The sequence below is a fragment of the Caproicibacter sp. BJN0012 genome, from assembly GCF_035986805.1.
Taxonomy (GTDB): domain Bacteria; phylum Bacillota; class Clostridia; order Oscillospirales; family Acutalibacteraceae; genus Caproicibacter.
Window position 1 is genome coordinate 3,480,407 of the sequence record NZ_CP142518.1, and the last position, 23,585, is coordinate 3,503,991.

The 23,585-nt window shown below is 58.0% G+C and carries 22 protein-coding genes; 5 read left to right on the forward strand and 17 right to left on the reverse strand.

Annotated features, from left to right (window positions below; genetic code table 11):
• Positions 1-27: 27 nt before the first annotated feature.
• The 12 genes from VA597_RS17185 to lepA all read right to left on the reverse strand — a co-directional run bounded on the left by VA597_RS17185 (position 28) and on the right by lepA (position 14,166).
• Positions 28-954, reverse strand: a complete 927-nt coding sequence (locus tag VA597_RS17185; RefSeq protein ID WP_128744096.1) for a phosphate ABC transporter substrate-binding protein — start codon at positions 952-954, stop codon at positions 28-30.
• 331 nt (positions 955-1,285) lie between these two features.
• On the reverse strand, positions 1,286-2,248 hold the full coding sequence (locus VA597_RS17190) for a P1 family peptidase (protein WP_128744097.1): 963 nt from the start codon (positions 2,246-2,248) through the stop codon (positions 1,286-1,288).
• Positions 2,245-2,799 carry a flavoprotein gene (locus tag VA597_RS17195; protein ID WP_128744098.1) on the reverse strand — a complete coding sequence of 185 codons (555 nt, stop codon included), beginning with the start codon at positions 2,797-2,799 and terminating at the stop codon, positions 2,245-2,247. Before VA597_RS17195 ends, VA597_RS17190 begins: the two co-directional genes overlap by 4 nt.
• Positions 2,796-3,590: a phosphopantothenoylcysteine decarboxylase domain-containing protein gene (locus VA597_RS17200; protein ID WP_128744099.1), complete on the reverse strand. Its 795-nt coding sequence runs from the start codon at positions 3,588-3,590 to the stop codon at positions 2,796-2,798. The genes VA597_RS17195 and VA597_RS17200 overlap by 4 nt, the downstream gene beginning before the upstream one ends.
• Before the next feature lie 92 nt (positions 3,591-3,682).
• The gene (locus VA597_RS17205; RefSeq protein WP_243112560.1) at positions 3,683-4,609 is read right to left on the reverse strand and encodes a C39 family peptidase; all 927 of its coding nucleotides are present in this window, start codon (positions 4,607-4,609) and stop codon (positions 3,683-3,685) included.
• Between the two features lie 234 nt (positions 4,610-4,843).
• Positions 4,844-5,377: a hypothetical protein gene (locus VA597_RS17210; protein ID WP_128744100.1), complete on the reverse strand. Its 534-nt coding sequence runs from the start codon at positions 5,375-5,377 to the stop codon at positions 4,844-4,846.
• A gap of 264 nt (positions 5,378-5,641) precedes the next feature.
• Entirely contained in the window at positions 5,642-6,802 is a 1,161-nt protein-coding gene (dnaJ, locus tag VA597_RS17215) for a molecular chaperone DnaJ (RefSeq protein ID WP_128744101.1), read from the reverse strand.
• A gap of 133 nt (positions 6,803-6,935) precedes the next feature.
• Positions 6,936-8,792, reverse strand: coding sequence for a molecular chaperone DnaK (gene dnaK, locus VA597_RS17220; RefSeq protein WP_128744102.1), 1,857 nt, complete (start codon positions 8,790-8,792; stop codon positions 6,936-6,938).
• 55 nt (positions 8,793-8,847) lie between these two features.
• On the reverse strand, positions 8,848-9,453 hold the full coding sequence (locus VA597_RS17225) for a nucleotide exchange factor GrpE (protein ID WP_164919116.1): 606 nt from the start codon (positions 9,451-9,453) through the stop codon (positions 8,848-8,850).
• A 17-nt stretch (positions 9,454-9,470) separates the two neighbouring features.
• Positions 9,471-10,502: a heat-inducible transcriptional repressor HrcA gene (gene hrcA / locus VA597_RS17230; protein ID WP_128744104.1), complete on the reverse strand. Its 1,032-nt coding sequence runs from the start codon at positions 10,500-10,502 to the stop codon at positions 9,471-9,473.
• A 729-nt stretch (positions 10,503-11,231) separates the two neighbouring features.
• Positions 11,232-12,365, reverse strand: a complete 1,134-nt coding sequence (gene hemW / locus VA597_RS17235) for a radical SAM family heme chaperone HemW (protein ID WP_128744105.1) — start codon at positions 12,363-12,365, stop codon at positions 11,232-11,234.
• Positions 12,358-14,166 (reverse strand): translation elongation factor 4, encoded by a 1,809-nt coding sequence (gene lepA / locus VA597_RS17240; RefSeq protein WP_128744106.1) that lies wholly within the window; start codon positions 14,164-14,166, stop codon positions 12,358-12,360. The genes hemW and lepA overlap by 8 nt, the downstream gene beginning before the upstream one ends.
• 171 nt (positions 14,167-14,337) lie before the next feature.
• Here lepA and VA597_RS17245 point away from each other — a divergent pair, with 171 nt between their 5' ends.
• Positions 14,338-14,781, forward strand: coding sequence for a MarR family winged helix-turn-helix transcriptional regulator (locus tag VA597_RS17245; RefSeq protein WP_128744107.1), 444 nt, complete (start codon positions 14,338-14,340; stop codon positions 14,779-14,781).
• Between the two features lie 59 nt (positions 14,782-14,840).
• Positions 14,841-16,058 carry an MFS transporter gene (locus VA597_RS17250; protein WP_128744108.1) on the forward strand — a complete coding sequence of 406 codons (1,218 nt, stop codon included), beginning with the start codon at positions 14,841-14,843 and terminating at the stop codon, positions 16,056-16,058.
• 1,712 nt (positions 16,059-17,770) lie between these two features.
• Here the strand turns inward: VA597_RS17250 and VA597_RS17255 are convergent.
• The 4 genes from VA597_RS17255 to gpr form a co-directional block, all read right to left on the reverse strand.
• On the reverse strand, positions 17,771-18,379 hold the full coding sequence (locus VA597_RS17255; RefSeq protein ID WP_128744109.1) for a hypothetical protein: 609 nt from the start codon (positions 18,377-18,379) through the stop codon (positions 17,771-17,773).
• A gap of 19 nt (positions 18,380-18,398) precedes the next feature.
• Positions 18,399-18,626, reverse strand: a complete 228-nt coding sequence (locus VA597_RS17260; protein ID WP_128744110.1) for a hypothetical protein — start codon at positions 18,624-18,626, stop codon at positions 18,399-18,401.
• A 97-nt stretch (positions 18,627-18,723) separates the two neighbouring features.
• Entirely contained in the window at positions 18,724-19,779 is a 1,056-nt protein-coding gene (spoIIP, locus tag VA597_RS17265) for a stage II sporulation protein P (protein WP_128744111.1), read from the reverse strand.
• A gap of 316 nt (positions 19,780-20,095) precedes the next feature.
• Positions 20,096-20,908 carry a GPR endopeptidase gene (gpr, locus tag VA597_RS17270; protein ID WP_128744112.1) on the reverse strand — a complete coding sequence of 271 codons (813 nt, stop codon included), beginning with the start codon at positions 20,906-20,908 and terminating at the stop codon, positions 20,096-20,098.
• A 93-nt stretch (positions 20,909-21,001) separates the two neighbouring features.
• On the opposite strand from gpr, the gene rpsT reads away from it, so the two are divergent.
• Both rpsT and VA597_RS17280 read left to right on the forward strand, forming a co-directional pair.
• On the forward strand, positions 21,002-21,268 hold the full coding sequence (gene rpsT, locus VA597_RS17275; protein ID WP_128744381.1) for a 30S ribosomal protein S20: 267 nt from the start codon (positions 21,002-21,004) through the stop codon (positions 21,266-21,268).
• Between the two features lie 155 nt (positions 21,269-21,423).
• Positions 21,424-21,576 carry a hypothetical protein gene (locus VA597_RS17280; RefSeq protein WP_164918890.1) on the forward strand — a complete coding sequence of 51 codons (153 nt, stop codon included), beginning with the start codon at positions 21,424-21,426 and terminating at the stop codon, positions 21,574-21,576.
• Positions 21,577-21,832: 256 nt separating this feature from the next.
• Here VA597_RS17280 and spoVAE read toward each other — a convergent pair whose 3' ends face one another.
• Positions 21,833-22,189, reverse strand: a complete 357-nt coding sequence (spoVAE, locus tag VA597_RS17285) for a stage V sporulation protein AE (protein ID WP_128744113.1) — start codon at positions 22,187-22,189, stop codon at positions 21,833-21,835.
• 62 nt (positions 22,190-22,251) lie between these two features.
• Between spoVAE and VA597_RS17290 the strand changes: the two genes are divergently transcribed.
• Positions 22,252-23,043 carry an HAD hydrolase family protein gene (locus VA597_RS17290; protein WP_326974900.1) on the forward strand — a complete coding sequence of 264 codons (792 nt, stop codon included), beginning with the start codon at positions 22,252-22,254 and terminating at the stop codon, positions 23,041-23,043.
• Positions 23,044-23,585: the final 542 nt, after the last annotated feature.

Below are 23,585 nucleotides of genomic sequence, written 5' to 3' on the forward strand. Positions count from 1 at the left end.
GCCCGCAATTCAATATTGGTCCTGGATTTATCTTGTCACCTGCATTTTAGAGGTGGTGTTGTAGCCCAGGGATTCCATCACCGCTCCGTATTCATCGGAAGTCATGTAGTCAAGGAACGCTTTCGCCGCTCCGCCGGCTTCGCCCTTCGTGTACATGTGCTCGTAGCCCCAGACCTTGTATTTGCCGGAATAGGTGTTTTCCAAAGTGGGTTCCACCCCGTCGATCGACATGGTTTTCACGCCGTCGATATCCTTGGTCAGGTAGGAGAGCGCCACATAGCCGATCGCGCCCTTATGCTGTGCGACGGTTTGCAGCAGCGTGCCGGAGTCGTCCGTTTCAAGCGATTTATTGGAAGCTTCCTCTGAACCGTTTAAAGCATACTGCTTAAACAGCGCGCGGGTTCCGGAGGTGGAGGGGCGGGTGACCAGCGTAATCGCTTCATCCGGACCGCCGACGTCCTTCCAGTTTGTCGTTTTCGCCGTAAAGATATCGATCAGCTGCTGCGTGGTCAGGCTGCTGACCTTTTCTTTCACATCCGCGCTGACGATCGGTGCCATGGTGATGACGCAGACCTTGTGGTCAACCAGCGTCTTCGCCTGGTCCGCGGTCAATTTGGATTCCGCTTCCACGTCTGAATTGCCGATATCGACCGTGCCGTCCGCGACCTGCTTCAGGCCCGTGCCGGAACCGCCGGCGTTCAGCGTGATGGAAACATCGGGATTTTTCTGTTTGAATTTATCCGCCGCGTCTTTTACCAGCGGATACAGCGCCGAGGACCCGGAAGCCGTGATGCTGCCGCTGACCGCCGCCGGCTCGGACGAGGCCGTTTCAGAGGCAGCCGTTGAGGAATCCGTCTGCGACGCGGGAGTGGAAGAGGCGCCCGTTCCGGAAGAACACGCCGTCGATATCATCAGAAGCGCCGCAACCATCAGAATTGACAGGTACTTTTTCATATACGATCTCCTTATCTGTTTTTCTATTCTCTTTTGTTCTGTTTCCAATCATAAAGCGCGCTCGTTAAAGGAAAGTTAGGCCTATTTTATCTTCCTGTTATTTTTATGTTAAGAACAGGTTAAATGGTCATAGATCCTCAATACCAGCATTCCCTTTCCGCTGCGGATTATCTCGCCTCCGCCGACGGAAAGAACGTCTTCTGCGCCCGTGTCCGGCGGCGGCATTGTTTTTTATATGCGGACGTGATGGCCGGCCCGGAAATCCGGGGGCGTCTAAAAAGCGGTCCAGGGACATCATGATGTCCCTGGACCGCTTTTTTCATTCCAGCAGCTAAAACAAATTTTTATAAGCGGGGAAACCCGCAAGCGGTTCCGCGCTTTTTACCGCCTGCAAAATAGCGTTTTCCACCGAACGCGCCGCCAGAATCCCGACCACATCCGGATCCGCTTTTACTTTTCCGGTCGCCATTGTGAAGATTGTATCCCCGTCGAACGACGTGTGGGCGGGCCGGACCGCTCTGGCGATCCCGTTCTGCGAAACGGAGGCGAGCTTGTTCGCTTCCGCTTTCGTGAGGACCGCGTTGGTTGCGACCACGCCGATGACGGTATTTCCGCTGAAGATGTCGGCGTCGTTCCGGTAATTTTCGATCATGACCGCCTCGGTGCTGCCGACTGTTTTTTTATCGTCGTTCAGCACGCCGGCGATCAGCCTGTTTGACTCCGCGTCGTAGATGTCTCCCACACAGTTGACCGCCATGACGGCGCCGACCATCAGTTCCCCCGTCCGCAGGCAGAACGAGCCGATCCCGCCCTTCATCGCGTGGTCAAGGCCCCGGATCTTTCCGATCGTGGCGCCTGTGCCCGCTCCAACGCTGCCGACGGGAAACGCGCCGCTGCCCGCGTTGAGGCAGGCCTCATATCCCATTTCCTTGTCCGGCCTGATCCTGTAATCGCCGCATTTCAGATCGAACAGGATCGCTCCGCAGACGATGGGGACTCTCGTTACCTTCACGTCCCGGCCGACTCCCCGCTCCTCCAGATACTGCATCACGCCGGCGGCCGCATCCAGGCCGAACGCGCTGCCTCCCGCGAGAAGAACGGCGTGAATCGACTTTCGCAGGTTGACCGGATCCAGAGCGTCCGTCTCCCTTGTGCCGGGGGAGCCCCCGCGCGCATCGACGCCCGCGACGGCGCCCTCTTCGCAGATCACCACCGTGCACCCCGTCGCCGCGTCGAAATTCTGGGCGTGTCCGACTTTCAGCCCTCCGATATCGGTAAAATTGGCTTGTTTCAAGAAGCATCTCCCCCGCGCCGAAGGCGCTCTTCCACCGTTTTCACAATCGTGCCGACCTCAGCCAGCGCCCCCCTGCCGACATCCCCGCAGGCCAGCTTTGCCTCTTTGGGCGGGATGATCTCGAACCCGAACCCGCGAAGCCTCTCGAGGTTTCCCCGCACGATCGGGTTTTCATACATCCGGGTGTTCATCGCGGGAGCGACGTAACGGGGAATGTCACGGACCGCAAGCGCTGCGGAGGTGAGCATGTCGTCCGCGAGCCCGTTCGCCATCTTCCCGATCACATCCGCGGAGGCCGGGGCCACCAGCAGCAGGTCGGCCTGCCTTGCAAGCGAAATATGCTTCACCTCGCTCGGCTCCTCCTCCTGAAACACGTCCGTATAGACCCTGTTCTTGGAAAGAGTCTGAAGCGTCAGCGGCGTGATGAACTTCGCCGCGCCTTTCGTCATGATCACGTCGACACGATAACCGTCCCCGGTGAGGATACTGGCGAGGTCCGCCGCCTTGTACGCGGCGATGCTTCCGGTTACGCCCAAAAGAATATTTTTCACCGTCGTCCCTCCCTATCAATCAAACTCAGCACTTTTCCGGCGATGCCCTTCGCGATTTCCTCCTTGCTTTCAAAACGCTCCCAGGTCCGGCCGGGGGACAGGAGATACCCCGCGTGCCTGCCGCGGCTGATCTCGGTCAGATCGTTGGCCAGCACCAGGTCGCAGGAGTTTTTCTCAAGAACCCCGTACCCGGCGTCCAGCAGTTCCTGCTTCTCGACGCCGTTAAGCAGCTTGAAGCCGACCAGGACGGTCGACGGCTGCAACGCTTTGACAAGCCCGATCAGCTTCGGCGTCCGCCTCATACAGAGCATCAGATTTCCGACGTTGGAGCCGACTTTCCGGCTGCGGTCGAGCACGCGGTCATTTTCCCTCACGCAGGCGGCGAGAAATTCCGCGAGCGAGCCTTTCGACTCAAACTTTTCCGGGCCGAACGGGAACAGCCTGTCCGCAAGAAACGCCGCCAGATTTTCCGCCGTCGTCACGCTTTCCACCGCGTAGTCGCTGACCGCCATAGAGTGGATGACCGCGTCTATTTTCTCCTGAGTCAGCAGCTTTTCAAGCGCGTCCCCCACTTCGTCCACATCGTGCGTCGGAATGACTTCCACGCAGTCCAGCTCCGGGACAATGGACCCCGGTTCACATACATAATAGATTTTTTCGATTTTCGTTCCGCCCTGCCTGACGAATTCTTCGGCCGTCAGGCTGCCGAGCCTGCCCGTTCCGGTGTTGGCGATTCTCCGGACCTGGTCGATTTTCTCCGATGTTCCGCCGGCGGTAATCAGAATCTTCATGCTTTCTCCCCTCTTCCCGCATCTGCTTTTTATTTATTTTATCACATTGAAACAAGATTGCAATCCTCAAAAGCGGGACGGGGGCTGCCCCCTTACGCCGAAAATGCCCACAGGTCGCGGATCTGCGGCTTCAGCCGGTCGTAGCTCCACGTTTCCCGGCTTCTCTCTTTGCTGTTCGGGTCCCGGACGACAAAGGCGCCGTCCTGAAATTGGCAGATGACGAGGAAATGTCCCTGCGTGGTGAAATCCCCGGGCCCCATGCAGCAGATGATCGGATTCCCCTCGGACAATTCCTGCGTCATCCGGCCTTTACTCAGCGGAATTTCCCGGGAATTCAGCCCCAGCTTCCGCGCTCCCTCGGACATCAGCGTCCAGAGCGTGCTGTTGCTCTTTTCATCCAGATATCCGTGCTGTTCGCTGAAATCCGCGATCGCCTTTGGATTTTTCGACATGTCCCCCGTCAGCCCCACGGTCACCATGGAAAGGCAGGTCGGGCCGCAGCCGTCCAGCGCGATGATGCCATTCCCGTAAGGCGCGTATCCCCAGTCCTCGTCCCACTGCATCAGCAGGGGAATCTGATCTTTTTGATACCTGCCCGACAGGTCGATTTTCTTCGAAAAAGTCCCCTTCTTTTCCGGATAGTCCAGCGTGAAGTCAAGCAGCTCAGGATTCTTCCCGAGCGATTCCAGCAGCCGTTCCGGATACCGTCCGGGATTCCGCACGACCGGTTCGAGCCTCGGATCGGTTTTCGCCATCGCCTCCAGAGCCTCCGACGTGCTTTCGGGCAGGGCGTTGTTTCCCGTTCCCTCATCGGGCGCGGCGCTGTCTTCGGTTTCAGCATATGCGGGCGGCGCCGGGTCCGCCCAATTCCATATTCCCCGATAGCACAGCACTGAAAATACCGCGATCAGAAAAAGGAGGAAGAAAGGATGGCGTCTTTTACGCCGTCTGTTCCGCTGTCTTTTTTCTCCGTGTTCATATTCGTAGTCGTATCCGTCGTCATATTCATTCCGGCTCACTGTGAAAACGCTCCTCTTAGAACAGGTTGTCCCTTTATATGATGCAAACCGTTATTATCCTGACTTTGCTGTATTATAAATTATAGTACAGTTAATGCAATTTTGTCAACGTCCCCTTCGGAGGCAGCGGCGGAAGAAAATCGGCACATAAGAAAGGATGCACCCCTGCGAAAAAAGATGCCCTTTTCCAACTGCTTTCTCACAAATTTATCCTGTCAGCCTATGTATCCGCCCTTATTGCGCGGGCGCGGAGGAATTGCTCTCCGCCGAGAAAATGCTTTCCGTCGAGCCGTCCGCATAACGCGCCTCAAAGTTCGAAAACGGCGCCGACGCGGCATTCCCCGTTAAAGTCACCGCCGTTTTCCCCTGATACTGACAGACGACGGTCACCTTTTCAACGCCGCAGTCCAGGGGATTGGAGGTGAGCTCTTGGTTCACGGCCCCGACGATCGCGCCGTAATATGCCAGGTTCAGGCCCTGCTGGAATGTGGGGAGCGAGGCCGCCGAAACAATTTGCTGTTCCTGCGGGCTTTGCGGGGCGTTGTTGAGGTCCACCGTCACCGTCAGCGCCGGCCCCGACCGCGCGCACGACACGACCTGCGCGTTTGCCGTCCCGATGCGGCGCGCCAGCCGGTCGGAAAGGCTGATGCCGACACTTCTCTCAAAACAAATTCCGAGAACCGCTCCCACGACCAGGGTTGCCGGCAGCATCGCCGAAATCCGAAACCGCCGGAATTTTTCCGTAGTTCCAAAATGAAAAATGTTCACAAAACAATCCCCCTGTAATCACACAAACACGATATTTCCCATTTCATCCGTTTCTGTTTGATCAAAAATAAGCGAAGAAGGCGGGGAACCGCTCGCTTTTTGTCCCCAAAAATTGCTTTCCCAATTCAATATTAATTTTATAATACCTATTTGTCAATATAATGAATTCTTTTATTGAAAATATTGACGTGCAAACAAAAAAGACGCACCTTTTTTGCAAAGGATGCGCCTTTTTCTTCCTTTATTCACCTGTCAGAACTCCTGCTACTCTCCGAACATATCCTTGATTTTATTGAAAAACGATTTCCGGTTCTGATAATTTTTGTCGTCCGCGCCGGAATCGAACTCCTGCAGCAGATCTTTCTGCTTCTGGGAAAGGTTCTTCGGGACTTCGATCGTCATGCGCACATACTGGTCGCCGCGGCCGCGGCCGCTGAGCTTGGGGATTCCCTTGCCCTTCAGTTTGAACACATCGCCCGGCTGCGTGCCGGCATGCACCTGATACTCCACCTTGCCGTCGATGGTTGGGACGACGACCTCCGCGCCAAGCGCCGCCTGGGTGAAGGTGATCGGCATTTCGCACCAGATGTCGTTGCCGCGGCGTTCGAAGATCGGGTGGGGCCGGACGCTGACGTAAACGTGCAGATCGCCGCCCGGCCCTCCGTTGACCCCTGCGTTGCCGCGGCCGCTCACATTGAGGACCTGCTCGTTGTCGATCCCCGCGGGAATGCTGATCTCAATCGCCCTTTCGCGCTTGATCCTGCCGGATCCTCCGCAGGTGCGGCACGGTTCTTCGATCACTTTGCCGGTTCCGCCGCAGCGGTCGCAGGTCCGCGCTGTCTGCACCACCCCGAACGGCGTGCGCTGGCTGACCCGCACCTGGCCGTTTCCTCCGCACTGCGGGCAGGTTTTCGGTTCGGTCCCGCTTTTCGCCCCGGTGCCGTGGCAGTCGGGGCAGGAGTCGACCTTTTCATAACTGACGGTTTTTTTGCAGCCCTTTGCCGCCTCCTCAAAGCTGATCGTGACCGTGGTCTCGCTGTCGCTGCCGCGGCGCGGAGTGTTCGGGCTGGCCCTGCGCCCGCCGCCAAAGCCGAAACCGCCGAAATCAAAGCCGTCGAATACGCTGTTGAAAATATCATCTATATTGATCCCGCCGGTGAACGGGCTGCCGCCCGCCGCGCCCGCGCCGAAGCTGGGGTCCACGCCCGCCTGGCCGAACTGGTCGTAACGGGCCCGTTTATCCTTGTCGGACAACACCTCATAGGCCTCGTTGACCTCTTTGAATTTCGCCTCGGCCTCTTTGTCCCCGGGGTTCAGGTCCGGGTGGTACTTCTTCGCCAGTTTGCGGTACGCCTGTTTGATTTCGGCTTCCGTGGCGTTTTTAGGAACGCCCATCACCTCATAATAATCCCTTTTGTCAGCCAATCTGAATCACTCCCGAGAATACGCGTTGAGGGCAGCCGAAAGGGCTGCCCTGACCCGCGTTTTATGTCAACGCCGCATCGCCGCGGAAACGGCTCCCGCCGCTTCCTGTCTGGTCCCGCGGACGGATTTGAATTTATTTCTTATCCTTGTCATCGACATCCCTGTATTCCGCGTTGTAAACGTTTCCGTTTCCGTCCTGCGGCGCTGTGCCGCCGTCCTGCGCGGGCGGAACCGGTCCGCCGGCCGGCTGCTGGGGCGCGGCATTTTTGTAAAGCTTTTCGCTCGCGGCATACATGGCCTTCTGCAGTTCGTCGCTCTTGTCCTTGATCTCATCCGCATTGTTCGCGGAAATTTCGCTGCGCAGCGCCGCAACCTTTGCATTCAGGTCGTCCTTATCGGACTGGGGAATTTTGTCCCCGCTGTCCTTGACCAGCTTTTCCACGGAATAGCACAGGTTTTCCGCCTCGTTCTTCCGATCGATCTCCTCGCGGTGCTTCTTGTCCTCCGCTTCGAATTTCTCCGCTTCCTTCACCGCCTTGTCGATGTCGTCCTTGCTCATGTTCGAGCTGGAAGTGATCGTGATCTTCTGCTGCTTGCCGGTGCCGAGGTCCTTTGCGGAAACATTCACGATGCCGTTGGCGTCGATATCGAACGTGACCTCGATCTGCGGAATGCCGCGCGGAGCCGGGGCGATGCCGTCCAGGCGGAACAGCCCGAGCTGCTTGTTGTCGCGGGCAAACTCGCGCTCGCCCTGCAGGACGTTGACCTCCACCTGAGTCTGACCGTCCGCCGCTGTGGAGAAGATCTGGCTCTTCTTGGTCGGAATGGTCGTGTTGCGGTCGATGATCTTGGTCATCACACCGCCCATGGTCTCGACGCCGAGGGACAGCGGGGTGACGTCGAGGAGCAGCAGGCCCTCGACCTCGCCGCCCAGGACGCCCGCCTGAAGCGAAGCGCCGATGGCGACGCACTCATCCGGGTTGATCCCCTTGAACGGGTCTTTACCGGAGAGTTCCTTGACCTTATCCTGAACGGAAAGCATGCGGGTGGAACCGCCGACCAGCAATACCTTGCCGATGTCGTTCCAGGACAGGCCCGCGTCCGACAGAGCCTGTTTGACCGGGCCGACGGTCTTCTCCACCAGGTCGGCGGTCAGCTCGTCGAATTTCGCGCGGCTCAGGGTCATATCCAGATGCTTCGGGCCGTTTGCGTCCGCCGTGATGAACGGCAGATTGATGTTCGTCGAGGTCACGCCGGAAAGCTCGATCTTCGCCTTCTCCGCCGCGTCCTTCAGGCGCTGCATGGTCGCCTTGTCGCCCGAAAGATCGATGCCGGTCTCCCTTTTGAACTCGGAAACCATCCAGTCCATGACCCGCTTGTCGAAATCGTCGCCGCCCAGGCGGTTGTTGCCCGCCGTGGCGAGGACTTCCTGGACCCCGTCGCCCATTTCGATGATCGAAACGTCGAATGTGCCGCCGCCGAGGTCGTAGACCATGATCTTCTGTTCCTTATCCTTGTCGATGCCGTAGGAAAGCGCGGCCGCCGTCGGCTCGTTGATGATGCGCTTGACGTCCAGCCCGGCGATCTTGCCGGCGTCCTTGGTCGCCTGGCGCTGCGCGTCGGTAAAGTAGGCCGGAACCGTGATGACCGCCGAATGCACCGGCTCGCCGAGGTATCCTTCCGCGTCCGCCTTCAGCTTCTGGAGGATCATGGCGGAAATTTCCTGCGGGGTGTAATTCTTGCCGTCTATATTGACCTTGTAGTCGCTGCCCATTTCTCTTTTTATGGAACTGATGGTGCGGTCCGGATTCGTGATTGCCTGGCGCTTCGCCAGCTGGCCAACGATGCGCTCGCCCGTCTTTTTAAACGCCACGACGGACGGGGTGGTCCTTTCCCCTTCCGCGTTCGGGATGACGACCGGCTTGCCGCCCTCAATCACCGCAACGCAGGAATTGGTGGTGCCCAGATCGATGCCTATTGTTTTTGACATATTGATTAACCTCCAATACGTATCATTCAATAAAAATTATAATATATGAAAAAGGTTAGTTGGCCACCTGCACCATCGCATGCCGGATCACCCGGCCGCCAATCTGATACCCTTTTTGAAACACCTTGACCACCGAATTTTCTCCGCTTTTCGGGTCTTCCACATGGGAAATCGCGTTGTGCAGCTCCGGGTCGAAAGGCTCCCCTTCCTTCCCCATCTCCTTGACGCCCAGCTTGTCAAGGGCCGACTGCATTTGCTTCTGCACCAGCTCGACGCCCCTGCGCATATCCTCCGCGGTGCATTCTTTCTGCTCCAGCGCGCGGTCCAGGCTGTCCGCCACTGTCAGGATCTCCTGCACGGCGGCCGCGGTGGCGTCGTTATAAAGGGAAGCCTTCTCCCGCGCCGTGCGCTTGCGGTAGTTATCGTACTCCGCGGCCGTGCGGAGAAGCAGATCCTTCTGCTTTTCCACCTGCCGGTTCGCTTCCTCCAGCTTGCGCTGCAGTTCCGCTTCGGCATTTGCGGCAGCATCTTCCTTCGTCTCTTCCCGCGGCGCCGCCTGTTCCGAAGACTTCTCTTTCTCCGGGGTCGGTTCCTCCGCAGCCTCCGGTCCCTTTTCCAGGTCTTCGGCCTGTGTTTTCTCTTTCTTCTCTTTTTCCTCCAAAACTGGCGCCCCTTTCTTTATTCCAAGTCCATCAATTCCGTCAGCATTCTGCCGACCGAACCGGAGAGATATTCAATGCTGGACATGATCCTGCCGTAATTCATCCTCATCGGCCCGATGATGGCGATGGCCCCCGCGTCCCTGCCCCCGACGCTGTACCGGGAGACGATGACACTGGAATCGCGCAGCTCCGGGCGCCGGCTCTCTTCTCCGAGGATGACCCGGACGTTGTCCTTCGGCTGCGACAGCAGCCTGCAAAGGTCGTCGGGCCGGGAGAGGAAGTCCATGATGCGGCGCAGCTCCTCCTGCCCGAACTCCGGATAAAACAGAAGGTTGATTTCGCCGTTCAGGCAGATCTCCGACTGCATGGATTCCTGAGCCGCGTCCGCGACCGCCATCAGGGCGGAACTGATCATCATCGCCATATCGCCCATCGAGGCCGCCAGAGACTGGATATACGCCGGCGTGATGCTGGAAACCGGAATGCCGATCAGCTTTTCGTTCAGCATGCGGAAAAAGACCCGCAGGATTTCCGGCGTGATATCAAAATCGCAGTGAAACACACGGCTTTTCATCGTCCCGGCGGAAGTCATCAGGATCACCATTGCCGTGCGCCGGCTGGTCTGCACCAGCTGCACGGCGCGGATGACCGCGGATTCGCCGCTCGGCGTGGTCGAAACCGCCGCGAACTTCGTCATGGAAGCGAGCACCTTCGCGACGCCGTCCAGCAGCTTTTCCGGGTCATAGGCGCTCGGAAGGATCAGGCTGTCGATATACCGCTTTTCGTCGCCCGTCATGCCGGGCCGCTTCATCAGCCGGTCGATATAGACCCGGTACCCCTTTTCGGTCGGGACGCGCCCGGCGGAGGTGTGCGGCTGCTCAAGAAGCCCAAGTTCGCTCAGGTCGCTCATCTCATTCCGGACCGTCGCGGAAGAGACGTTGAAGTCAAGGGTCTCGCACAGGGACTTGGAACCCACGGGCTCTCCGGTCAGAATATACAAATCAATCACTGCGGCGAGTATTTTCTGCTGTCTCGGGGTCAGTTCCAATCCCTTTCCCTCCCGTTTCTCCGCTTTTAGCACTCCTCACTTTAGAGTGCTAACGTTCTGTAAATAGAGTACCATTAGTTTATCCCATTGTCAATATGTTAATTGTAAACTAATTATGAAATTCTGCGCCGCGGCTCAGGAATTTCCGGAACCGTAGCGCCGAAACCCTCTTTGTGCCGGCATTCCCGGAAGCTTTTATCGCCAAACCGGAGCCTTGCGGACGCAAAAGGCGTCCCGGCCGGCCCAAAGGGAGCAGCGTCACGCCGCAAACAGGTTCAGACTGTAAAAAATGGTTGAATTTTGAAGAAATCTGGATTATACTGATAGCAAGGCACAATAAAAAGTGCAAAGCGGGGACCGGGCGCGCCAACGCCCCGCCCCCTGCATATGGAGCGCACTCTCCATACACAACGGAATAACCGCGCAATGCTGGAAATATTATACTCCTTCCGTCTTTGCTTGTACAGGGGAAAAAACGGGGTAGGTTCCTGCTTTTCACGCGCGCCGGTGTATGGAATGGAACATTCCGGGACCGGCGCTTTTTTGTGCCCCGCGCAGAAGGACATCCGAGGCGTTCGGCGGCCGCGGATGAAACTGATCGCCGGCGGCACCCTCTCTCTTTTCCGGTGGGTCTGAGTGCAAAGCGTGAAAAGAAGCGGCAGTTCAACTTAGGAACGACAGCCCGGCATTTATGGAGAAGGGCCGCCAAAGGAACGGGCCGTTCGGGGATCATCCCGGACGGCCCGTTCCTTTTCCCTGTGGGGCATAGAGGATTCCCGCCGTCAGCGCGTTCGAGACCAGGAATCCGCGCGGAGTGAAACGGAAGCCATCTTCCGTGCAGACGGTCAGTCCGGCGGCCTCGTAGCGTTTCGCCGCCGATTTCATCCGCTCAGGAACCGGGTGCCCGAACCTTTTCAGGCAGCGCGCGTCGGTCAGGCCTTCGGCCAGGCGCAGCGCCAACATTGCGAACTCCTCAAATCCGCCTCCATCCCCCTCGGAAGCAGCCGGCTCGCCGCGCAGGAACGCGCCGATACTTCTTCGATTGGAATAGCGGCGTCCGTCCAGAAACGAATGCGCCGCTGGGCCGAAGCCCAGATATTCCTCGTCACGCCAGTATTTCAGATTGTGCCGGCTCTGAAATCCATTTTTCGCGAAATTCGAGATTTCATATTGACGAAATCCATGCCGCTCCAGCTCTTCGCAGGCGGAAAGATACAGGGAAGCCGCCCCGTCTTCGTCCGGCAGGCGCAGGCTTTCCCGGTTTTTGAAATAGGCCGTGCCCGGCTCCACTTTCAATAGATAAGCCGAAACATGGGACGCGCCCGCCCTCGCGCAGAATTCCGCCGAAGCGCGCAGGCTTTTTTCCGTCTGGCCCTGTACCGCCAGCATCAGGTCGAGCGAAAGATTCTCAAAGCCCGCGGACCGCGCCTCCGCAATGCATTTTTCCGCCTGTTCCGCCGTGTGCCGGCGGCCCAGCAGCCGCAGCTCCCCGTCGTCCGCCGACTGAAGCCCCAGCGACAGCCGGTTGACGCCCGCCGCACGGATCTCCCTGAAAAAACCGGACAGATCGTCCCCGGGATTTGCCTCCGCGGTGATTTCTGCCCGTTCCAGCCCGAACCCCCGCCGCGCGGCCTCCAGAATCCGGATGATCCGCCTCGCGCCGAGCAGGCTTGGCGTTCCGCCGCCGAAATAGAGCGTGTCCGCCTTCCGGCCCGTTCGTTCCGATTCGTATTTTATATCTTGTATAATACGATCAGTATATTCATTCATCCACTCTTCGGTGCCCCGGATGGAGTAGAAGTCGCAGTAAGGGCACTTGCCGTCGCAGAACGGAACATGAACATATAATCCGATGTCACTCATCCAATTTCAGCACGCTCATGAACGCCTCCTGCGGCACTTCCACCGTGCCGAGCTGCCGCATGCGCTTCTTACCTTCCTTCTGCTTTTCAAGCAGCTTCTTTTTGCGCGAAATGTCGCCGCCGTAGCACTTGGCCAGAACGTCCTTGCGAAGCGCCTTGACGGTTTCGCGCGCGATGATCCGCCCGCCGATGCACGCCTGGATCGGCACTTCAAAAAGCTGGCGCGGAATCTTGTCCTTCAGTTTTTCGGCCATCTTGCGGGCGCGGGCATATGCCTTTTCCTCATGAATAATAAAGGAAAGCGCGTCGACGGTCTCGCCGTTGAGCATGATGTCCAGCTTGACCAGCTTGCTCTTCTGGTAGCCTTTCAGCTCGTAGTCGAACGATGCGTAGCCGCGGGTGCGGCTTTTCAGCGCGTCGAAGAAATCGTAGATGATCTCGTTGAGCGGCAGCTCGTAGTGGATATCGACGCGGTCGGCGTCCACATATTTCATGTCGATGAAAGTCCCCCTGCGCTCCTGGCACAGGTCCATGATATTGCCGACATACTCCTTCGGCGTGTAGATATGCGAGTCGGTGATCGGCTCCTGCGCCTCCGCGATCAGCGCGGGGTCCGGGTAATTGGTCGGGTTGTCAATGGAGATCATCTCGCCGTCCGTTTTGAGGATATGATAGACCACGCTCGGCGCGGTTGTGATCAGATCGAGATCGTATTCGCGCTCCAGCCGTTCCTGGATGATCTCCATGTGCAGCAGGCCAAGAAAGCCGCAGCGGAAGCCGAATCCCAGCGCGGCGGAGGTTTCCGGCTCAAAGGAGAGCGCCGCGTCGTTGAGCTGGAGCTTTTCGAGCGCGTCGCGCAGGTCCGGGTACTTGGCGCCGTCCGCAGGGTAGATGCCGCAGAACACCATCGGCTGCACCGGGTGATACCCGGGCAGCGGCTCCTTTGCGGGGCGGTCCGCCAGCGTGACGGTGTCCCCGACGCGCGCCTCCCGCACCGCCTTGATCGAAGCGGAAATCACCCCGACCTCCCCGGCCTTCAGGCATTCGCTGGGTTCAAAGCGGGTCGCGCGCATATACCCGCACTCCACCACGGTGAACTCGCTGCCGACGGACATCATGCGGATGACGTCGCCGGGCCGGACCTGGCCGTCCTTGACGCGCACATGCACGACCACGCCTTTATACGGGTCGTAGTAAGAGTCGAAGATCAGCGCCCTTAACGGAGCGTCCTCGTCCCCCAGCGGCGGCGGCACGTTTTTGACGATCTGCTCCATGACCGCCTGAATGTTCGTCCCCATTTTCGCGGAGACGCAGGGCGCCTCGTCGGCGGGGATGCCGATCACGTCCTCGATCTCCTTCCGGACCTCCTCCGGGCGCGCGGAGGGAAGGTCGATCTTGTTGATGACGGGGACAATTTCCAGACCCGCGTCCACCGCGAGGTAGGTGTTCGCCAGCGTCTGGGCCTCGATACCCTGGGAGGCGTCCACGACAAGCACGGCGCCCTCGCACGCGGCGAGCGAGCGCGAGACCTCGTAATTGAAATCGACGTGGCCGGGCGTGTCGATCAGATTGAAAACATAGTCCTGCCCGTCCTGCGCGTTATAAACCAGCGTGACGGCGTGCGCCTTGATCGTGATGCCCCGCTCACGCTCCAGGTCCATATCGTCCAGAATCTGGTCCTCCATGTCGCGCAGCGCGACGGACTTCGTCTGTTCCAGAATGCGGTCCGCCAGCGTGCTTTTTCCGTGATCGATATGTGCGATAATGCAGAAATTGCGGATTCTGTCGCGTGGTATTGCCAATCCAATCACCGTTCCTGACTAAAAAATCAGTTCCATCCCGATTTTCCGGGAACAGAACCGGCATTTCAAAAAATTATCTGTATTATACCATAAGAATCAGGAAAAGAAAACGGCGCGGCGGCCAAAACATTCTTCGTTGACAAGATCGTATAGATACTATACAATAAGGATATGAAAAAAACGGAACGGGAATTCATTGGAGAACAATTATTAAATGTAATGTCGGAATGGATGGAGCGGGACGCGCAGTCGCGCCGGTTCGGAACGGACACCCTCCTGTACCATTCGGAGATCCATTTGCTTGCATTTTTGAAGGAACATCCCGGCATTCATGCGGCCCAGATCGCGCGGCTGCTCGGTCTGACGCGCGGTGCGGTTTCCCAGACTCTGGCCCGCCTTACCGCGAAAGGCTTCATCGTCAAGCAGCGGGACCCGGAAAACTGCCGCCGCATCCGGATCACGCTGACTGAAAAAGGCCGGACCGCCTGTAAAAACCACGAGGCTTTGCACCGGCGCAACGAGCAGCGGATCTCCGAAATCCTGAAGGACGCGGACGAGTCCCGGCTGGCGTTTCTGCGGAACTTTCTGGAACAGCTCGAGAAAGCCCTGCTCTGAGTTCCCGTCCGGGCGGGAAAGGGAACCGCCGCCCATTTTTAGAAAAAGGGAGTGTCTCTATGGATCGTCAGGCATTGTGTGAAGAGCGGGAGATCCGGGCCACAAAGCCACTTTTGTTCCTACTGGCCGCGGCCTGTGCCGCGACCGTTGCCAATCTGTATTACATCCAGCCGCTTCTGTCGCAGGTAGCGGAATCCTTCGGCATCCCGGACGCAAAGGCGGGAATGGCTGTGACCGCCACTCAAACCGGCTACGCGCTGGGGCTGTTTCTCTTTGTTCCGCTCGGCGACCGAATCGAGGAACGCGGGCTTCTGGTTAAAATGACTCTGATCTCCGGCCTGTTCCTTCTGGCCGTCGGATTTTCTCCCAGCCTGCCGTTTCTGCTGGTTTGCAGCTGCGCTCTCGGCGCGGCGACCATTGTCCCGCAGCTGATCGTTCCCATGACCGCCCATATTTCCGCGCCCGAGGACCGGGGCGGAAACATCGGCACCGTGATGAGCGGCCTGCTCATCGGCATTCTGCTCTCGCGCACGTTCAGCGGGTTCCTCGGGGCGGCATTCGGCTGGAGGACCGTCTTTTATCTGATGGCGGCGGTGATGCTGGCGTTCGCTCTGCTGCTGCGCTTTCTGCTGCCGCCCTGCCCCGCCCGGACGCACGAGCCCTACGGAAGGCTTCTTGCTTCCCTTCCCACGCTGGTCAAAACGCTGCCCGTCCTGCGGCAAGCCTCCATTAACGGCGCGATGATGTTCGGGGCGTTCAGCGCGTTCTGGACCAGCCTGATCTTCCTGCTCCGCACGCCGGCCTTCGGGATGGGCAGCAGGGAGGCCGGACTGTTCGGCCTGGCGGGGGTCGGCGGCGCGCTGATCGCCCCCCTCGTCGGCCGGATCGCGGACCGCAGGAGCGCCCGGTTCACCGTCGGGATCGGCGTTCTTCTCTCCTCCTGTTCTTACCTGATTTTTCTGTTTGCGGGAAACACTCTGGCCGGGCTGATCGCGGGCGTCATCCTGCTGGATCTGGGAAATCAGTCGGGGCAGGTCTCCAATCAGGCGCGGATTCAGGCGCTTTCCGATGAAATGAGAAGCAGGATCAACACGGTCTTCATGGTTTCCTATTTTATCGGCGGCGCGGCCGGTTCTTCCCTCTCCTCTTTGCTCTGGGGCCTGATGGGCTGGAACGGCGTCTGCCTCGCGGGCGGAGGGATGCTGGCAATCGCTCTTTTTTTCCATTTTGTTTTTTACCGGAGACACAAGTGTCTTTCGCCCACGGCGGACACATAGTGTCTTTTCGCGCCTGCGGCGGACGCACAGCGTCTTATTCGCCTACGGCGTTCACGACTTCAGCCTTTTTTGCAGGCCTGAGGCCCGGTGGCTCTTAATACTAAATTTCTCTTATTCCTTTTTCTTTGCGCTCAGGCCGCGCGGGTCTGTTTTTTCCGGCTTGTGGCACGGTGGCTCTTAACCCAAAATTTCTTCTATTCTATCTTTTTGTCCTCAGGCCGGACTGGCCCGTACTTTCGTAATCAGACGAAAGTACGCAAAGCCTGAGTCGGGGGGAACTTCAACTTCCCAACGGGAGGGGCACCTAAACGTTCCCCCCGACGCCCCCCGGCACCTGTCATGTAGCACATTTATGTTATCAAGCTAATGCTTCCCATTGGACGATTCCCAATCTTACGCCGTATGTAAAAAGATAACTTTCTGAAAATTTTCAGCTTTTAGGTAAATACTCTGTGGCTTTAGTTTTTCAGCCCCCGTAGTCAATGAAAAGCAGTTGTTAGAAGAACATAAGAAATCTTCTTGACGGCTCCCGAGGGGTGTTAGGGGGACCATCCGGTCCGGACGTGCCTACGGCATACCCGGCTGAGAAAACATCGTTGCTTCCCTGTTTTTTCGCCGCTCCGGGAAAGGAAAGCGTAGATGCAGCGGTACGCTGCCCCCCACCCGTACTTTGCTTCCTTTCGGACGGAGCCGAAAGGAAGGGCCTGCGCGGCCTGAGCGCAAATGAAAAAGCAAGAAGAAATGATCGGTTAAGAGCCACCGGGCCCTAGGCCCGCAAAAAGATCGGGCCTGTCCGGCCCAAGGACAAAAAAGAAAATAGAAGAAGTATTGATTAAGAGTCATCGGGCATTAGGCTCGCAAAAGTATGGGCCCGCGCGGCCTGAGCGCAATCATAAAAAATAGAAAAAACAACAGGTTAAGAGTCACCGGGCGAAAGAACTTAAAACCGATAAAATATCAAATCGAATATTACCTGTTGAATTTTGGTAAATTAAGGATTATAATAGAATCGCAAGGTAAATAAAAAACGCAATGCAGGGATGAAGTGTTAGCCCACTCCACCCCCTGCATACGGAGCCTAGACCTCCATATACCACGGAATTCACCGCGCATTGCAGGACCTATTATACTTCCTTTTTCTGTTTTTGTACAGAGGGGGAAGGATGATCCCCTGACCTGATTGCGCGCGCGCCGGTGTATGGAATGACAAATTCCGTACCGGCGCTTTTTGTTGCCTTGCGGGCGACGTGATGCCGCTTCCTTCGGCCTGCCGGACAGAACGGCGAAAATTCGCGACTCAGTTTGGCAGGACGGTCTGGGGAATCTCCCAAAGGCAAAGCCCTTGCGCGGACCCGCCGGTCCATTGGACGAACGTGCCAACGGCGGACGCGATTTCCGCTTGCCGGGAGTTTCTTCCCTCTGTCCCACCCATCTCAGCTAATCATCTCGCTGTCTGCTGACCGGTGGGCCGTTGGATGCAACGTCATCGTTGCCCGCCGGCGGAATTCCGAATGTATGTGAAAGAAGTATGAACGCGGAAAGTCCAGCCCATACCCGGCGCAGTGAGAGAGATTCCGCCGGCAAAAAGGGGGCGGAGCGCCTGAACGGCGCTTCGCTCCCGATTTTTTATCAACCGTATGCAACTGCTTTTTCCTCAGTCCGGACAGGCCCGTTCCTCCGTGCCTAAGGCCCGGAAAGAATAGAGCCGCAAGTCAGTACCGGTTGATATTCCTGTAATACTTGTCGTTCAGGAGCTTCTTTTTGCGCGAGCGCTTCGGCCTGCGGTAACGCTTCCGCCCCATGCCGCGCGGCGGGCGGCGGTTGCTGAGCACGACGATCAGAACGACGACCACCCCGAGCGCGATGCATGCCCAGGCAAGCAGACCGATCCAGTTCAGTCTGTGGGATGACTCCGTGTGCGTCACAACCGAATCCAGCGGGTCGTTTTCGGACACGCTGGCCACGCTGGGCAGCGAGATCCCGCTCGAAACCGGTTCACTGGACGTGATTTCTCCGGAAACTCCGGAATCCAGCCCGGAGGAAACGCCGGACGACGGCGCCCAGGAGGACGCCGTCCCCTTTCCGGTATGTTTCACCGCCTTGGAAGACGAGGAAGGCTTGGAGGAGCTCGGCGGCGAGCTGGCGGGAGGCTTGGAAGACGGAACCGCTTTGGACGAGGCCGGAGGCTGCGAGCTGGAGGTAAGGTCCGGAAAATACGGTTCGTTTTGACTGCCCGTCTCTGCGAAAACACTCAGCGAACTCCAAAGAGCCAAAAGGGTCAATATGGTTAAAATGGACAGCACTTTCTCAAGTCGGTTCATCAAAAGTCCTCCACTGAAACTACACTTTTAACAGTTCTATACAGAAGTTATTATAGCATATCTCCGAGGTATTGCAAGTAAGGGAAAGATTTTTGCCTGTAATTTGATAAATCAGCGTTTTATTGTCGCCAAACCCGATTCTTCGGCACTGCGTGTCCACTTCCAGGAACCCGATCAGAAACCCGATCAGGCAGAGCGTGCCGAACATGGAAGCAAGAAAAATTCTCAGGTCATGCTGTTTTTTCATTTCATTTTTCCTTTTGTTTTTTAGGCCCTGTCCGCTTGCAGCGCGAAGCTCTCCCCCAAGACGATCCCCGCGCGCATGAGCAGGATCAATCCGCTGCTCACGTCAGCTGCGACAGCGCCGCCGCAAGCGCCTTGCCGAAAAGCTCCCCGCCGTAGACGGCTTCTTCCAGCGTATTGGCGTCCGTGCCGATCTCCACCAGCAGCGAGCCGTGGGTCACGTTCTCATTGTACCGGCGCGCGCAGAAATTCAGCGGGCGCCCAAGGTCCGGGTAAAGGTCCGCCATGGATTTCTGAAGGCGCAGGGCCAGCCTCAGATTGTACTCCCAGTCGGGGAAGCCCAGGTCGCCGGTGTCGTCGCAGCCGGAAATGATCATCACCTGCGCGGCCTTTTTGCCGTTCACGACCGCCGTCGGCTTCAGGCGCGTTCCGTCGGAGCGGGTCATCGCGTCGCGGTGAAGGTCGATGGTCACCTGGATGGACGGATACTGCTTCAGGTCCTTCTGCATCGTGACGATCGACCGGTTGTAAGAGCCGTTGTAGGCAGGATAATCGTGATAGGTCGTGTCGTGGATCACGCCGATCCCCGCCGCCTGCAGCTGTTTCGTGATCTCGTCGCCGACGGCGCAGACGCTTTTCGTCTTATCCGTCGTGCGCGTAACCCCGTCGAAGGCCTCCGTTGTATGCGTGTGATAGATCAGGACCTGCGGCGAGGCGTTTTTCTGGATCTTCACATCCGGCTGTTTTTTCAGCTCCGCCCCGATGTCGATGGTATGGTGTTGATTGGAATTTTTGACATAGAAGTTCTCATATTTGCTTCCGCCCGTGTTGATGCACATTTCCTCCACACCGCTTGCAACCGAACCCGTGCCGGTGGATGCGGCCGAAGAGGGCGCTTTGGAAGAGGAAGCCTTTTGGGAAGACGAAGGGGACGCCGATTCTTCCGAGGAAGGCGCGGCGGAGGACCCGGTGGTGTCGTCCGTTTCGTCCGCGCTCTTGTATTCTTCCGCCGCGCCGTAGGGAAGGATGAATCCCGCCGCCGCGACCGCCGTATTCCGGCTGATTCCCTCCGGAAGGCGCACCGCCACGCACGCGACCGCCAGAACGGCGAGCAGCGCCGACACCATCCCCATCAATCGTTCCGTACCCTTTTTCATATCCTTCCTCCGCCACGTTCTTTCCTCTATTTTTATGCGGAAATGGACGGATTCAGACCTCCGGCAGCGCACCGCCGGGCGCACGGCGCCTTTCGCGCCTACGGCGGCCACGACTCAGAACGCATCTGGAATTCAGTACGTACTGTCATGGCTTGCCGAAAAAGTGCTATTTTCACTGTGGGCGCGAAAGATTACAAAGTTCTCTCTTTTGGGTGCTTCCGAATTTGCCGGGAGCCTCTCCCACTCACTCCCGCCAAACCCGGCCCTCGGTTCGCTCCGTTCCAAACGGCGGGGCGTGCGTGCAGGCTCAGCCTGCCTAAGTCAGCTCCTCGAATTCCTCCACGCTGAGCGACGGGTTCACGGCGCGGTTGATCCCCATGGCGAGAAGCCGCGCGCCGCGTTTGATGATCAGGTCCACCTCGCGCGGGGTCACCATCATGGACGCGCCGCGCGGCGCGATCTTGTCCTGAGGCCCGTCGCGCCCGAGCAGGTCCGACGCAAGGGTCGCGGCGTCCACCACGGTCGGGATGCCCATGCTCACCACCGGCACGCCCAGCGTTTCCCGGTCGATGCGCGGGCGCGAATTGCCGACGCCGGAGCCGGGGGAAACCCCGGCGGAGCTGAGCTGGACGGTGCAGCCCAGACGGGACGGGCTCCGCGCGGCCAGCGCGTCCACCGTGATGACCGCCGCCGGCTTGATCTCCCCGACGACGGCCCGCAGCACCTCGAACGCCTCCATGCCGGTCGTGCCGAGCACTCCCGGGCTGATGACCGCGACCGGGCGCAGCCCGTCCAGCCCGGTGACTCGGGCGAGCTCCCCCTTGATATAGCGCGTGGCAAGCACCTCTTCCGCCGCCAGCGGGCCGAGCGCGTCCGGGGTCACGCTCCGGTTGCCGAGCCCCGCCGCGAGGATCATCCCCTCCTGCGGCAAAAGGGCCTCCAGTTCGGAGGCGACCAGCTTTAAAAGCGAATCGTCGGAGTCGATGTGGTCCGAAATCGCCTGGACCTCCATCGTCACATAGGTCCTGCCGCTGTCGTCGATCCTGGTCAGGACGCAGCCGTCCTGCTCCGTCTTTACCTGCTTCGCGGGCTCCGTGGATTCCAGCGCCAGGTCTGTTCGGAAGTTCATTTTCCGTCTTCCCTTCTTTTTAAAAATATCTTGCATTTTCTTTGCATCAATGATATGATTAATTGTAAAACTATGCACAAAGGAGGTAGTATGATGCCAAATATCAAATCGGCCAAGAAACGCGTGAGAGTCATCGCCACCAAAACTCTGATTAACAAGTCCGCGACCGCGGAACTGAAAACGGATATAAAGAAGGCCGTTCTCGCTGCGGGAAGCGGCGATGAAAACAGCGCGCAAACAGTGAAAGCCGCTGTGAAGAAGATCGATCAGGCCGTCGCCAAGGGAATCCTGCACAAAAACAACGCGGCAAGGAAGAAATCGGCGCTTGCCCGCAAACTGAACGCGGCGGCGAAAGCGTGACCCATTCTTCGCTTAAAGCAAAAGCAGAGCGGCACGCCCTGCTTTTTTATTATCCGCCCGTTTTCCCCCCGACGGACAATTGACATTTCGCCGCTTTTTGATTATCATGGATACAGACGGATTTTGAACCCATTGTGCATACGGAGGTGCTCGTTTTGAAAAATACCGGAAAGCTGAATCTGCTGCTTACGATTTTGTCCTCGGTCGCCGCAATGGTCGCCGTGGCGGTTGCCGTCGTTCTGTTTTTTGAAAAAAAGAAAAAGGACGAGGAAGAGCTTGAGCATTACCTCGACTGTTCCATCCAGTAAAAATCCGACGCGGCGCTGCGTTTCTGCGGACAGGGCTTCACACGCCTGTCCGTTTTTCTTTTACGGCCGCCGGCCGGCCCTTTGCAGCCCCGCCCGCCTTCTCCTCTTCCGCTCCAGCTCCCTTTTGACCAGCCGGTAAATGTATTTCGCCACCTGCCACAGAACGGTGAACAGGAAGCTGCCGCTGACCACCCGGAAAATCCGCCAGGCAAGGCTGGCATAGCGGTACCCCGCTTTCGCGTACTGAAAGGCCGGGTTAACTCTTATCCCCCGATTTTGAAAACAAAGCGGCCAGGTAGCCGAAGAACACCGCCGCCGCGATACCGGCAGCCCCCGCCGTCACTCCGCCGGAGAACACGCCCAGCAGGCCGTGTTCCCTGACGGCTTCCAGCGTGCCTTTCGCCATCGAATACCCAAACCCCGTCAGCGGGACGGTCGCCCCGCATCCGGCGAAATCGACCAGCGGCTGGTACACGCCCAGCGCGCCGAGCACCACGCCCAGGGTCACAAAGGTCACAAGGATCCTCGCCGGCGTCATCTTGGTAAAATCGATCAGGATCTGCCCGACAACGCAGATGGCGCCGCCGATGAGAAATGCCCAAACAAAATCCATGCAAAACACCTCAGATGTAGTTTCGCCCGCGGGGCCGATTGTATGCATATCAGGAGGAAAAAATGAACCAGAAAACCGTGTTTTTCGATCTTGACGGGACCCTTCTCGGCACCCGGAACGACCGCCGGTTTCAGATTCCGGAAAGCGCGCTCCGCGCCCTTATCAAACTGCGCGAAAACGGGCACCGGCTCGCGGTCTGTTCGGGACGGCAGGAAGCGTTCATCCATAAATTTTTCCCCGGACTGTTTCAAAGCTACGTCGCGCTGAACGGCGCGCACGTCGTTTTCGAGGGCAAAACGGTTCTGGACCGCCTTTTGCCGGAGGAGCGAATCCGCCGCCTCGCGGCGCATTTTGATTCCTACGGATGCAGCTTCGTCTTCATCGGCAAGCACCACGGCTGGGCGCGGAACGTGCCCCAAAAATTTTTCAGCCGCATGGAGGAAATTTACGGCCTGCCGGATTTCCTCGTTTCGGACTGGGAACCGGAGCAGGTGGAGGCGGGCATGATGGATTTTGTCTTTGAAACGGACGCGGAATACAAAAAATGCGCCGGCGCGTTTACCGGCGGCATGATCCTGAACCGGCACCCCGGCATGCTGACCAACGACCTGAGCTTTTCGGACTGGAACAAGGCGGACGGGATCAGGACGTTTCTTTCGGAATCCGGCATCCCGAAGGAGGACACGGTCGCGTTCGGGGACGGCTACAACGACATTGCGATGATGGGCGCGGTCGGCTGCGCCGTCGCGATGGGCAACGCCGTGGACGAGGTCAAGGACAAAGCGGACTACGTCACCGCCCCGATGTTCGAGGACGGAATCGAACTCGGACTTAAACATCTGGGATTAATTTAGAAGAGGAGCGCCGCGGGCTGAGCTTTTGCGGGCCTGAGGCCCGGTGCCCCTTAACCTTTTATTTCTTCTGATTTTCTTTTCTGCGCTCAGGCCGCGCAGGCCCCTCCTTTCGGTCTTGAACGAAAGGAGGCAAAGTTCGCACGGGGGGATTTTCAACTCCCGTAGGGAGAGTTCCGGAGAAAATCCCCCCTGAACCCCCCGGGAGCCGTCAAGAAGATTTCTTATGTTCTTCCAACAACTGCTTTTCATTGACGACGGGGGCCGAAAAGCTAAAGCCATAGGGTATTTACCTAAAAGCTGAAAATTTTCAGAAAATCACCTTTTAGCTTCCCGTGAAAAACCGGGAACGTTCAATGAGAAGAACTCGCTTGATAATAGAACCATGCTGTATGACAGGTGCCGGGGTGCAGGGGGACGTTTCGGTGCCCCTCCCGATGGGAAGTTGAAGTCCCCCTGCATAGTCTTTGCCTCCTTTCTGCTATATCAGAAAGGAGGGGCCTGTCCGGCCTGAGGACAAAAAGATAAATCAAGAAGAATTTTGG